Origin of the sequence: Polynucleobacter sp. MWH-UH23A, assembly GCF_040409805.1 — a bacterium.
In the GTDB taxonomy this organism is placed as follows: Bacteria; Pseudomonadota; Gammaproteobacteria; order Burkholderiales; family Burkholderiaceae; genus Polynucleobacter.
In genome coordinates, this window is the sequence record NZ_CP099572.1 from 1,404,624 (window position 1) to 1,417,136 (window position 12,513).

15 protein-coding genes are annotated in these 12,513 nt (G+C 44.7%); 8 read left to right on the plus strand and 7 right to left on the minus strand.

The window, feature by feature from the left end; all coding sequences use genetic code 11:
- Positions 1-62 precede the first annotated feature (62 nt).
- The 3 genes from NHB35_RS07345 (at position 63) to NHB35_RS07355 (ending at position 1,618) form a co-directional block, all read left to right on the plus strand.
- A complete protein-coding gene (locus NHB35_RS07345; RefSeq protein WP_353431729.1) occupies positions 63-764 on the plus strand; it encodes a hypothetical protein in 702 nt (233 codons plus the stop codon).
- Positions 765-876: 112 nt separating this feature from the next.
- Positions 877-1,422 (plus strand): cytochrome b, encoded by a 546-nt coding sequence (locus NHB35_RS07350; protein WP_353431730.1) that lies wholly within the window; start codon positions 877-879, stop codon positions 1,420-1,422.
- A gap of 19 nt (positions 1,423-1,441) precedes the next feature.
- Entirely contained in the window at positions 1,442-1,618 is a 177-nt protein-coding gene (locus NHB35_RS07355; RefSeq protein ID WP_353431731.1) for a hypothetical protein, read from the plus strand.
- Between the two features lie 25 nt (positions 1,619-1,643).
- Here NHB35_RS07355 and NHB35_RS07360 read toward each other — a convergent pair whose 3' ends face one another.
- Complete coding sequence (locus NHB35_RS07360) at positions 1,644-2,573, minus strand: hydrogen peroxide-inducible genes activator (protein ID WP_353431732.1); 930 nt, start codon at positions 2,571-2,573, stop codon at positions 1,644-1,646.
- A gap of 121 nt (positions 2,574-2,694) precedes the next feature.
- Between NHB35_RS07360 and NHB35_RS07365 the strand changes: the two genes are divergently transcribed.
- Positions 2,695-2,862, plus strand: coding sequence for a rubredoxin (locus NHB35_RS07365; protein WP_353431733.1), 168 nt, complete (start codon positions 2,695-2,697; stop codon positions 2,860-2,862).
- 59 nt (positions 2,863-2,921) lie between these two features.
- A complete protein-coding gene (locus tag NHB35_RS07370) occupies positions 2,922-4,091 on the plus strand; it encodes an FAD-dependent oxidoreductase (RefSeq protein ID WP_353431734.1) in 1,170 nt (389 codons plus the stop codon).
- Between the two features lie 80 nt (positions 4,092-4,171).
- Here the strand turns inward: NHB35_RS07370 and NHB35_RS07375 are convergent, their stop codons facing one another.
- Positions 4,172-4,765, minus strand: a complete 594-nt coding sequence (locus NHB35_RS07375) for a urate hydroxylase PuuD (RefSeq protein ID WP_173956085.1) — start codon at positions 4,763-4,765, stop codon at positions 4,172-4,174.
- Positions 4,766-4,941: 176 nt separating this feature from the next.
- Here NHB35_RS07375 and NHB35_RS07380 point away from each other — a divergent pair, with 176 nt between their 5' ends.
- The gene (locus NHB35_RS07380) at positions 4,942-5,925 is read left to right on the plus strand and encodes a tripartite tricarboxylate transporter substrate binding protein (protein WP_353431735.1); all 984 of its coding nucleotides are present in this window, start codon (positions 4,942-4,944) and stop codon (positions 5,923-5,925) included.
- Positions 5,926-5,960: 35 nt separating this feature from the next.
- Here NHB35_RS07380 and NHB35_RS07385 read toward each other — a convergent pair whose 3' ends face one another.
- The 5 genes from NHB35_RS07385 to NHB35_RS07405 all read right to left on the minus strand — a co-directional run bounded on the left by NHB35_RS07385 (position 5,961) and on the right by NHB35_RS07405 (position 11,231).
- On the minus strand, positions 5,961-6,737 hold the full coding sequence (locus tag NHB35_RS07385) for a 3-hydroxybutyrate dehydrogenase (RefSeq protein WP_353433422.1): 777 nt from the start codon (positions 6,735-6,737) through the stop codon (positions 5,961-5,963).
- Positions 6,738-6,864: 127 nt separating this feature from the next.
- Positions 6,865-9,261 carry a xanthine dehydrogenase family protein molybdopterin-binding subunit gene (locus tag NHB35_RS07390; protein ID WP_353431737.1) on the minus strand — a complete coding sequence of 799 codons (2,397 nt, stop codon included), beginning with the start codon at positions 9,259-9,261 and terminating at the stop codon, positions 6,865-6,867.
- 19 nt (positions 9,262-9,280) lie between these two features.
- Positions 9,281-9,790: a (2Fe-2S)-binding protein gene (locus NHB35_RS07395; protein ID WP_353431738.1), complete on the minus strand. Its 510-nt coding sequence runs from the start codon at positions 9,788-9,790 to the stop codon at positions 9,281-9,283.
- 26 nt (positions 9,791-9,816) lie between these two features.
- Positions 9,817-10,671, minus strand: coding sequence for a xanthine dehydrogenase family protein subunit M (locus NHB35_RS07400; protein ID WP_353431739.1), 855 nt, complete (start codon positions 10,669-10,671; stop codon positions 9,817-9,819).
- Positions 10,672-10,754: 83 nt separating this feature from the next.
- Positions 10,755-11,231 carry a carbon monoxide dehydrogenase subunit G gene (locus NHB35_RS07405; protein WP_353431740.1) on the minus strand — a complete coding sequence of 159 codons (477 nt, stop codon included), beginning with the start codon at positions 11,229-11,231 and terminating at the stop codon, positions 10,755-10,757.
- 112 nt (positions 11,232-11,343) lie between these two features.
- Between NHB35_RS07405 and NHB35_RS07410 the strand changes: the two genes are divergently transcribed.
- Together NHB35_RS07410 and NHB35_RS07415 are read left to right on the plus strand one after the other, a co-directional pair.
- Complete coding sequence (locus NHB35_RS07410) at positions 11,344-12,036, plus strand: TetR/AcrR family transcriptional regulator (protein ID WP_353431741.1); 693 nt, start codon at positions 11,344-11,346, stop codon at positions 12,034-12,036.
- Between the two features lie 14 nt (positions 12,037-12,050).
- Complete coding sequence (locus tag NHB35_RS07415; RefSeq protein WP_353431742.1) at positions 12,051-12,509, plus strand: glyoxalase; 459 nt, start codon at positions 12,051-12,053, stop codon at positions 12,507-12,509.
- Positions 12,510-12,513 lie beyond the last annotated feature (4 nt).

Below are 12,513 nucleotides of genomic sequence, written 5' to 3' on the forward strand. Positions count from 1 at the left end.
CAGTCCTAGTCTTTGGAGCTTCGCTCCTAGTCTTTTGCCTATCCGTTTGGTTTGGCAATGCAGTGCTCAGCCGTTACAGGAGCAAGGATACTGAAACATCCCAAGATCTAGGAGTGATTCAGACAGCAACACTGACATTATTAGCCCTCATCATCGGCTTCACATTCTCTATGGCGATCGACCGCCATGATATTCGCGAAACCTTGGAAGAGAGTGAAGCCAATGCCATTGGCACTGAGTACCTTAGAGCCGATCTGTTACCACCAGAAGTATCCGCAAGAACGAAAGATCTTCTTCAACAATACCTGGAACAGCGCATCCTGTTTTATTCAAAACAGGATAAGGAAAAGATTCGGGCGATTCGTCAAAAAACGGATGAACTCCAAGATGCGCTATGGAAAGAAGTTTTACCGATTGCACACAAGCAACCAAGCCCGACTATTGCATTAACCATCTCTGGCATGAATGACGTATTGAATTCTCAAGGCTACGTCCAGGCAGCCTGGTGGAATCGCATACCCTTTGCCGCATGGTCCTTAATGACTGCGATTGCCATTTGTGCAAACTTACTGGTTGGGTTTGGAGCTCGCAATTTCAAAAAGAATGTGGGTCTATTTATGATTTTCCCATTCGTTACCTCGGTTTCTTTCTTCTTAATTGCCGACATCGATAGCCCTAGGGGTGGAGTTATCCGAATTGAGCCTCGCAACCTCATCACCCTCCAAAATAGCCTGAAATCTAAGGGCGCCCCTCTTATTAAGTAACGTTTAACGGGGCTAAGAGCCTCATATCAGGGATTTTCCCCTAATGTTGATAGTGTTAATGAGATTGATTATCATTTATGATAATTAAAATACTCAATTCCTACCAAGACATATGACGAAGAACCAGTACCACCCAATTTCGATCCTATTCCATTGGCTTATCGTAGTTCTGCTCATTGCTGCATTTGTAGTTATTGAACTTAAGGGGCAATTTCCCAAGGGAAGTGAAGCACGAGATCTCACTAAAACAATTCATGGCTTCATTGGGCAAATCATCTTCATCATCATGGCGTTACGTTTGTTTGCGCGAATTGTATTCGGGGTACCAGAACCCAAAAACCCTAGCCAAGCTTTAGCAACGCTTTCCAAAGCAATGCATTGGCTCTTCTACGCAATCCTTTTAATAGCGCCGATCTTTGGCATTTTGTATTTCCAATATGCCGGCAAGGAAATTTATTTCTTTGGCTTCACATGGCCCCAGTTAGTTACCCCAGACCCTGTAATGAAAAAATCAGTCGAGAATATTCATGAGCTTTTGGGAAACAGCTTGTACTTTCTCATCGGAATTCATGCGCTTGCTGCCCTATGGCACCATTACTTTTTGAAGGATGATGTGCTCACGCGTATATTGCCTAAAATGAAACGTGTCAGTAATTAACCCAATAGGAAATTAGGCAATGAAACCACTGTCTAAAAAAGCCAAGATGGCTGTCGGCTGGACCGTATTAATGACTGTAGTGGGCACGGCAATGCTGCATCAATGGCAATTCTTTGCGATAGGTTGCGCCTCTCTCGCCTTGCTATTGGTCGCCAATCACTATGACCTTCTAAAAGATCCCGAAGATAAAAAATAATCAAGCCTTCATAGACGCGAAGGTGTTATTTCTTTTGTTTTGGTGTTTTTAAATGCGCCCCAAATTGATCACGAATACAGTTTGATAAAGCACTGAACTCCGCAAGATGAGCCGTTGAAGATCTTGCCACTAAAGCAATAACTCTTTTGGGTGCTGGTGCACTTAATTCTTTAGCAAGTAAATCTGTATTTTTAAGCAGACTACTCTTTACGGCCATCTCTGGCAACAAAGCAATACCTAATCCGGACTCAACCATTTGCAATAGTGTTAGGAGGCTAGTAGCTTCCATGCTCTCGTCTTTACGAATGTCAACCTTCCTACATGCTTGCAAACTGTGTTCACGCAAGCAATGCCCTTCTTCCAAAAGCAAAAGCCGCTCTGCCATTTTGGCTGGAAGCGTAACTTCCTTTCCTTTAAGAGCGGGGTCACCTTCTTTTGCCACCAACCAAAACCCATCATCAAATAATTCTTCAACCAACAGGCCATTGACGTCATAAGGCAAAGCAATTAATGCAAAGTCCAATCTATGATCAGCAATCCTAGCAAGTAAGTTAGCAGTCAAATCCTCACGCAAAGTTATTTTCAGATCTGGAAAGCGCTTACGAACTTCTGGCAATACGGTTGGCAACAGAAATGGAGCGATTGTTGGAATAACCCCTAGTCGAATGGTTGCCGTCATTGGCTTACTAGAAGCGATCGCATATTCAACCAAATCCTCAGAGGCAGTCAGGATTGTTTTCGCTCGCTCCAAGACCTCCATACCTGCTGGAGTAATGGAAACATTTTGTCGATCACGTTCTACCAACTGAATCCCAAGCCCATCCTCCAATTCTTTTAAGCCAGCACTAAGAGTGGATTGGCCAACAAAACAGACTTGGGCTGCTCGAGTGAAATTAAGCTCTTGCGCCAAAGCAACGAGGTAGGTTAACTGCTTCAATGATGGTAAATAAGCCATACCGCCCTTTTATCGGATATTTTGATAAATATTAGCATCTTCATTTACCAAGGTGATTAATACAGTCGAACGAAAAAAGCCATCTCCACTTAAAATTGATGGAAATAACGAAGGAATGAATATGAAATCTTGGCAATGTATCGTATGCGGCTTTATTTATGATGAAGCAAAGGGCTTGCCTGAGGATGGAATTGCACCCGGCACAGCTTGGGCTGATATCCCAGCAGATTGGGAGTGCCCTGATTGTGGCGTAGCCAAATCCGACTTTGAAATGGTTCAGATTAGCTAAATTCCCATTTCGACTTTCAAAAACACCACATTCTCAATGCATTAATAAGGAGTTCAGCCTTGAACCAAAACGCGTCACAATCCTCATCCACTATCGTCATTATTGGTAGTGGCTTGGCTGGGTACACCTTAGTCCGCGAAATTCGGAAGCTAGATAAAACAACTCCTGTCACACTCATCACACGTGAGCCTGGATATTTTTATTCAAAGCCAATGCTCTCAACAGCATTTGCTAGCAAGAAAGAAGCTGCGCAACTAATATCAACGCCCGCAGATGGAATGGCTACTCAACTTGATATCACCATCCTGTCTCAAACAAATGTGAATGTAATTGATGCTAGCAAGAAAGTGATCTCTACCAACAAAGGAGAAGTTCCTTTTGGCAAGCTTGTATTAGCTCTAGGTGCGGATCAGATTCGTATTCCACTACAAGGAAACGCTGCAAATGAAGTGATGACTGTGAATGACCTAGAGGAGTATGGTCAATTTCGCGAAGCTATAAGCAATAAAAAGAGAGTTGCGATTCTTGGCGCAGGCTTGATTGGATGCGAGTTTGCAAATGATTTAACACTAGGTGGCTATGAGGTTGATGTAATTGATCTTGCCCCACAGGCTCTAGGTCGCTTAATTCCAGAACCAGCTGCAGCTGCGCTACAAACCAAACTTAGTGAAGCAGGAGTTCGGTGGCATTTCAATACCACGGTGCAATCCGTAGATCGCCATGGCAATCAATTGATCGCAACCTTAGCCAATGGATCCAGCATTACTTGTGATTTTGTACTTTCTGCAGTGGGATTAAAGCCGAGAGTAGATTTAGCCAAGGATAGCGGCATTTCTACTGGTGCTGGTATTCAAGTGAATCGAGAGTTGCAAACTAACCTTCCAGACATTTATGCATTAGGAGATTGCGCAGAAGTGGAGGGCCTAGTTCTTCCTTATGTGATGCCTATCATGCAAGCTGCTAGAGCACTAGCCCAAACACTTACTGGTCCACGGACTGCATTAAGCTATCCAGCCATGCCTGTCATGGTAAAAACGCCTGCACTACCTACGGTTGTTTCTCCCCCAGCTAAAGGCGCAAGCGGGCAATGGAATATCCAGAACATTGAGGGCGGCCTTGAAGCACGCTTTGAATCCAATGACGGAAAATTATTGGGGTTTGTATTGATGGGGGCGGCAACTACGCAGAGAGCCGCTTTGACTAAAGAACTACCCCCTATTCTTGCTTGAGGCCTCTAGCCCTCACTAATAAAGGATTCAGAAAATAAAAAGGCCCGCGATGCGGGCCTTTCTAATATTTACTTGCTCGATTAAGAAACAATCACAAACCAGGTAGTGTTGTGAGATTGAGCAACCATCAAGAACAACATTGGTACTGAGAGCAATGTGTTCAAACGTGAAGTCAACATCGCAACACGAGCAGATTTTGCCTTTGTATCAGCATCTACAGTAACGATACCAAGAGCACGTTTTTGGTTTGGCCAAATGATGAACCAAACATTAAATGCCATCACTAATGCAATCCACATGCCCAAACCAATTGCGCGGAATGGAGCTTGCAATGTGAATGCTTGGTGAGCATAGCCACTTAATGTAGCCACGATCAAGCCTGTCAATACTGTAAACAAGGCTGCGTAACGGAACCAGAACAATGCTGTTGGTGCAATCACTTTGCCAATTGCTGGTTTCTGCTCATCAGGAATCTTTGGCATAGAAGGAATTTGCACAAAGTTGAAGTACCAGAGCAAACCAATCCACATTACACCAAACATCACATGCAACCAACGGAATACGAATGGCAATTCAGCGGAACTAAAATTACCACCTAGAGCGAGAATAATCAAAACGAGAAGCACAAAACCAGCAAATACGGTGCGTCCCAATGAAGACAAAATTGAAGCCATGAATGGATCTCCTATATATAAAAATGCGTTCTAACTATAAACGATTCTGCTGTTTTTGTTCGACAGAGCAAATTTTTGAAAATCCAGCCCAAAATAGCAAGCCAGATAGTGACTTAGTGCTTATTCAAGGGCAAAATCTCTAAAAATTGGCTAATTAAAACAATGAGACACGACTTATGACCCGATCTAGATTCTTGCGCTTACTGAGTAGCCTAAGCTTGCTTGGACTTACCTCTCTTTCACACATTGCCTACGCTCAAGAATTTCCTCCAAAGAAAACCATCACAATTGTGGTTGGCTTTGCTGCCGGAGGTTCGGCTGACAGCGCTGCACGTGTGATCGCCAAAAAGCTAAGTGAAGATCTAGGTCAAAATGTCATTGTTGATAACAAATCTGGTGCTGGTGGCAATATCGCACACGCCTATACAGCGACTGCTCCTGCCGATGGCTCAGTAATTTTATTTGGCTCGATTGGTCCTTTGTCTATTGCACCTCATCTGATGAAGTTGCCATATGACCCTCAAAAAGATCTAGCGCCACTCACCATGGGCGTTACCTTTCCGAATGTCTTAGTTGTTATTCCAGAACTTGGCGTTAAGAATTTCAAAGAATATATTGCACTAGCGAAAAAGAATCCCGGCAAAATTACCTTCGCCTCAACAGGAAGCGGGTCAGCCTCTCACCTACAGGGAGAACTTTTGAATGTACGCGCCGACATTGATACTGTCCACGTGCCTTATAAAGGTGGCAGTCCAGCTATGGTCGATCTTTTGGGTGGTCGAGTTTCTTCTTACTACTCGGCGCTTGCAACAGCTGATCCCTATATTAAAAATGGCAAACTTATTCCAATTGCGACAACGGGATTAAAACGCGCGCCTACCCTTCCAAATGTACCCACGATTGCAGAATCAGGCTACCCTGGCTTTGATGCAAGTAACTGGTATGCATTTGTTGCACCTGGAAAGACACCTGATGTTATTTTAGAAAAATGGAACAAGGCTTTAGTTGCCGCACTCAAAGACAAAACAACGAATGCGCAACTAGCTGAGCATGGCCTAACACCCAATCCAGGTAGTCGTGAAGATTTACAAAAATATATCGCCAGTCAATCTGCGATGTGGGGAAAAATTATTGCCGATAGAAAAATCACCGCTGAGTAAACTCACAGCGGTGATAGAGCTAAATGCTTTGCCCTTTATTGAGCTGTCCAGCCACCATCCATATTCCAGGCCACTCCTCGAACCTCTGATGCCTCAGGTCCACATAGGAATACGGCTAAGGCAGCTAACTGCTCTGGGGTAACGAACTGGCCAGACGGCTGCTTCTCAGACACTAGCGCAATCTTTGCAGCCTCATTTGAAATGCCCTCACGTTCTGCGCGAGCATCCACCTGCTTTTGCACTAGGGGTGTCAATACCCAACCAGGACAAATCGCATTACAGGTAATACCAGTACGTGCATTTTCAAGAGCAGTTACTTTGGTTAAGCCGACAATGCCGTGCTTGGCTGCAACATAAGCAGCTTTTTGAGTTGATGCAACTAGACCATGCACGGATGCAATATTAATAATGCGACCCCAGTTGCGCTTTTTCATACCAGGTAACGCATGATGTGTTGTGTGAAACGCTGAGCTTAGGTTGATAGCGATAATCGCGTCCCATTTATCGGTTGGAAATTCTTCAATACTGGCTGTGTGTTGAATACCGGCGTTATTCACCAAGATATCCAAAGAGCCGAAACGTTTTTCTGTTTGCTTAATAAGATCTTCAATTTCTGCTGGCTTGCTCATATCAGCACCGTGGTAATCAACTTCTACTCCGCACGCTTTGATCTTGGCAATTGCCTCGTCTTTTTCACCAAAGCCATTCACCATAATATTGGCGCCCTGCTTTGCTAACGCAATCGCCATTCCAAGACCGATGCCACTAGTTGAGCCTGTAACTAGCGCTGTTTTACCTTTTAAAGAAGACATATTCATTACCGTATCGAGTTAAAAATAGACCCAGCCATAGATGAAGGAGGGACAAAATTGGATGTTACAGGAACTGCAAACCCCCGCTAGAGGGGTTTGCACCATGCAATCAAAAGAAACTAAGGAATTAGATCTTTTTAATAGCCCTTAGGATCTTCTCAGAAGTGATTGGCTGCTCAAATACAGCTGCATTGAATGGCGCCAAGGCGTCATTAATCGCATTTTGTACCGCGCCAGGGGCTCCTGCAGTTCCAGCCTCTCCCGCACCCTTCGCGCCCAATTTGGAGGACTGCGTTGGCGTTTCAACGTGAGCTACCTCAATGTCGGGCATCTCATATGCCATAGGCACCAAATAATCTGCCATGCTGCCATTGCGCAGTAAACCGCTGTCATCGTACAAGCACTCTTCAAAGAGGGCTCCGCCGATACCCTGAACGATTGCGCCTCGCACTTGTTCATTTACTAACATAGGATTAATTACGCGACCACAATCCTCTACGGCCCAATGCTTTAAGAGTTTTACAAAACCAGTATCAGGATCAACTTCAACATAGGAGGCTTGCACTCCATTTGTAAAGATAAATGGATAGTCTTTTTGTGTATAGTGGCGCGTCACCATCAAGTCTGCTGAAAAGCCAGCGGGCAAAGTATCTGTTCGGAAATAACCTATGCGTCCAATTTCACTGAAGGGTAATAATTGCTCACCAGTAGCTTTATCCAATACATAACTGCAATACACACGCAGTTCGGATACTGGACGATTCAGAATCGCACCAGCCAGCTTCAGAATATTTTCTTGCAGCGCTTGGCAAGCAAGTAATACCGCTTCACCGCCAACGCCAGCGCCACGTGAGGCCCATGTGCCGCCACCATAAGGCGTCACATCGGTATCACCCGTCACGATACGCACTTGATTGATAGACACGCCAACGGCATCTGCCGCAATTTGCGCGTAGATGCCCTCGGTACCTTGTCCCTGCTCACCAACACCCACCAATACAGAAACAACGCCCGACGGATCCAAACGAACTGAAGCGCCATCTTGAGAAGCAATGCGCGCCCCACCAACCCCATAGAATGCTGGACTTGGGTTAGTTAATTCAATCAAGGTAGCAAATCCAATACCTCGGTATATGCCCTTCTTACGCAACTCAGCCTGCTCTTTACGTAAGGCTGGATAGTCCATCATTTTTTCAATAGTGCGTAAGCACTGCTCATGCGAAAGTACTTCTAATTTAATTCCGGAGATTCCAGAACATGGGTATGCGTCATCTGGAATGACATTACGTTTACGGAACTCTAGTGGATCCATTTGCAGTTTTTGTGCAGCCAAATCTACCAATCCTTCTGTAACCGCGCAAGCAATTGGATGACCCACGCCACGATACTGGCAAGTTGGGGTTTTGTTTTGAAACACTACATTCAAATGCGCACGATAGTTTTGGTGTTTATAAGGGCCGCCGACCAGATTCACTACCTGATTACCCTCAATCGCACTCGTTCTTGGGAACATAGAGTAAGGGCCAATACCAGTTAGATCATCGATTTCAAAGGCAAGAATATCGCCAGCTTTATTTGCTGCAATGCGCCCTTTAATACGGTGCTCACGAGCATGAATATCACTGGTAAAAGACTCAAGTCGATCCGCCACAAATTTCACAGGGCGCTCCAACATCATTGCCAAGCCCACTGTTGCGAAGTCATCAGGATAAGCATGCACCTTGATACCAAATGATCCACCAACATCTTTACAAATCACATGAACATCGGATTCAGAAAGACCAAACTGACGGCAATACAGATCCTGCATCATGTGTGGCGCCTGCTGGGAGTGATAAACCGTTAAGCGGCGTTCACCAGGGTTGTAATCAGCGATCTGGCAACGAGGCTCTAAAGTTACCCCGGTATGGCGACCGAATCCAAATGTTGCTTCCGCTACAACATCGGCTGAAGCAAATGCCTCATCTACATTACCGACATCTAAGCTACGAGTAAAGCAGAGGTTGTCACCTAACTCCGGATGAATCAGTGGCGTCTTCGGGTCCAGTGCAGATTCCATGGAAATGACAGCAGGCAACTCTTCCCACTCAACATCAACCAACTGTAAAGCGTCTTCAGCTTGCGCCCTTGTTTCTGCAACCACTGCCACTACTGGCTCACCTTGCCAACATGCACGATCGACTGCTAATGCATGTTGAGGAGCTGACTTCATGCCAGCCAAATGCCCTAAAGTAGCCACCCATGGTTTACAGACTTTTGCCATCTGCACTCCATCCACAACTGCCAAAACTCCCGGCATCTTGCTTGCTTGTTCGGTATGAATTTTATTAATCTTCATATGCGCTACAGGCGAGCGCCAGAAAACCACATGGCCCATACGCGGCAATTGAATGTCATCAATATATGTTCCTTGGCCCTCTAGCAAACGGCGAGCACCATGCCTTGGCTCGCTATTACCGATATAGCGTTGATCATTGGTAACAGGATCGAGAACGAGTCCTTTTAAATCTGTAGGCTTATTCATAATGCGTTTCCTAAATTGCTTATGCGTGAGCTGAAACTGGTTTAATTTTTTGACCCTTAGCGCGCGCATCTAATACATCAACGATGGCATCGACAATAGAGTGATAACCAGTACAACGGCAATAATTTCCAGAAATCCATTCGCGCACCTCTTCGCGATTAGCTTTTGGCTGCTTTTCAATTAGCTCTGCTGCGGCAAGCAACATGCCAGATGAACAGAATCCGCATTGCATTGCGTTATGACGCATAAATGATTCTTGTAGATCAGCCAATACACCGCTCTTGGTAAGTCCTTCTACGGTTTCTACTACGCAACCATCGGCTTGAACCGCAAGATATAGACAACCACGAATAATTTGACCATCAACCTTTACTGTGCAAGCGCCGCAGGCGCCTTGTTCGCATCCTAAATGTGGGCCCTTCAAATGCAAATCTTCACGCAAGAAATCCACTAGGTGACGTCGTGGTTCAACCTCTGCATTTACAAGATTACCATTGACAGTCATAGATATTTTTTTCTTCAAACTCATCTCTACTCTCCAACTAATTTGGATAACTATGCGACTAAATGCCGCAGTCCACGTTCAAGCAAAACGCCAATTAAATGCTTCTTGGCTTCAGCGCTATTAGTAATGTCAGCAATCGCATCGATTTCATCTCGAACCGCATTAACAGCTTTTGCAATCAGCTCGGAATTTAATGTTTTGCCATTTATTAAATCTTGTGCAGCTATTGCCATCACTGGCGTAGAACTGACCGAGAAAAAGGTAAATGCACAATTGTTCAAGATATTTCCGTCTTTTTGAGCTACTGCTGCTAAACCAGCAACTGCATAGTCACCATGCCGTCTTGCAAGCTCATGAAAATAAAAAACTTGGTTGCTTGGTGCCAAAGGGATTTCCGTCGCCACCAAAATCTCGTCGGACTCTAAGGCAGTTGTATAAAGATCAATAAAAAAATCTTTCGCAGAAACTTTTCGCTCTCCTGCCGGACCATGAATGACCATAGTGGCTTGCAAGGCAAGACTACAGGCTGGCCACTCTGCAGCGGGATCACCATAAGCGAGAGAGCCGCCCCAGGTGCCTAAGTTACGGATGGCACGATGTGCGATGTGAGGCGCGGCCGCTTTTAAAAGCGGTGCGTGCTTTGCAACTAAATCTGAATCTTCAATTTCCGTATGGGTAACTAACGCGCCAATTCGTAGTTGATCACCTATTACGGAGATGCCTTTAAGCTCTTCAACATCAGTAATGTCAATCAAAACACTAGGCTCAGATAAGCGCATATTTAATGTCGCCAAAAGCGTTTGACCACCAGCAATCAACCTAGCGTCATCGCCACCCTGCTTTAGCAAAGACAAGGCATCGCTTAAAGCTTTGGGCTTTACATAATCGAACGCAGCTGCTTTCATTTTGTCTCCTCCACCACCAAATAATGCAAGCCTTTTCGGCTTTTTCTAATATCGACTACTTCATTGCTATTTTTATTTTTTTACTACTCACTACTAGCGTCAGACTCCAACGCTACTGTCTCCCCGCCTAATTCTTTCGCGAACCTTTGAAAAAAATCATCTGCGATCTTTTTTGCGGACGCGCTAATTAAGCGTCCGCCAATCTGCCCCAACTTTCCACCAATGGAAGCTTCGGTTGTGTAAGACACTAAAGTTCCTCCATCAGCTGCTTTGAGCTCAACACGCGATTTCCCTTTTGCAAAACCAGCCGCTCCACCTGAACCCTCAAATGCCATTGAACATGACTGATCTGGCACGATGTCGCTCAAAAGAAGCTTTCCTGAGAATCTCGCTCTGACAGGCCCAATCTTGAACATCACCTTCGCATGCACTTCTTCTGGCGATACACGGCTTATCTCTTCGCAACCAGGAATGGACTTGGCTAGAACGTCAATATCATTCAAACCCCGCCAAACATCAGGGATTGAAGCTGATATGAGTTGCTCGCCATTAAGTTCCATTGAATTTCCTTCGGGTTTGTACGGATAGAGTCTTATCTACCAATTGTTCAACAATGTACCATTATTTAACTTTTGGTCAATAAGTCTTAATTCGGATAAACCCTGAGACCCCATGCGTTTTACAGAAGATCGCGTTTCTAGCTCAAATCCAGAGGAAATTTCTACCGGATCGACAGCCCCAGCTCGTCGAAGGATGAATACAGCCGATCGCAAGCGCCAGATTTTGGATCGCGCCATCCAGTTCTTTGCGCGCTATGGAATTGATGGTCAACTCCGAAACCTGACAAAAGAATTGGGCGTCACCCATACCCTCCTTTACCACTATTTCCCAACCAAGGACGCACTCATTCAAGAGGTGTACAAGGAGGTTTTCGAATCACGTTGGAAGCCTGAGTGGGAGCAACTACTTGATGATGAGAATCTGACGCCCGAAGAGAAATTTATTAATTTTTACATCGACTACTCAAACACCGTTCTAACCTATAACTTTGTGAGAATTCTGATTTTCTCGGGTTTAAGTGATCACTCGATTAGCGATCGCTTCTTTGAGTTAATTCGTTTACGGCTTTTACCAAGACTCATTCGTGAAACTCGTAAATTCTGCAAGCGTCCTTTAACTTCAAAACCAAGTGAACGTGAATTAGAGTTTTTGATGGGCTTACACGGTGGCATCTTCTACATTGGCATGCGTCGCTGGATCTATGGCCAAGCCATTTATGCAGCAGACATCCCAGATACCCAAGAGGAAATTATTCGTGATCGCGTTCAATCGTATCTGCAGTCAGCCAAAACAATTTTTGCTTAACCAATAAGGAAATCATGTCCAATTTAAGCCTAAATCACTTCTCCATTCGTAGCCTTGAAATTGAGAAAACATCTGAATTCTTCAGCAAAGTATTGGGCTTAACCGTAGGGCCAAGACCTGAGTTTCCATTTCCTGGTGTTTGGCTATACAACGGCGATGAAAGCGATTGGGCAAATGCAGTTTTGCATTTAATTGCAATTGATAAAAATGATCCTGATGGCTTAAAGAAATATCTTGGTGATCGTGACCCTAGCTCTCTTCATGGTTCTGGTGCCGTAGATCACATTGCATTTTTTGCAAAAGGCTTAGAAGAAAAAATTACGCTACTCAAGTCGCTCAATATTCCTTATCGCGAGCGCACTGTCCCAGTTTTAAAACTTCACCAAATCTTTTTAGATGACCCTAATGGGGTTGTCATTGAGCTTAATTACCCTGCAGCTGAAAAAGCCGCCCTAGACGCGAAGACTGCCTAAGAGA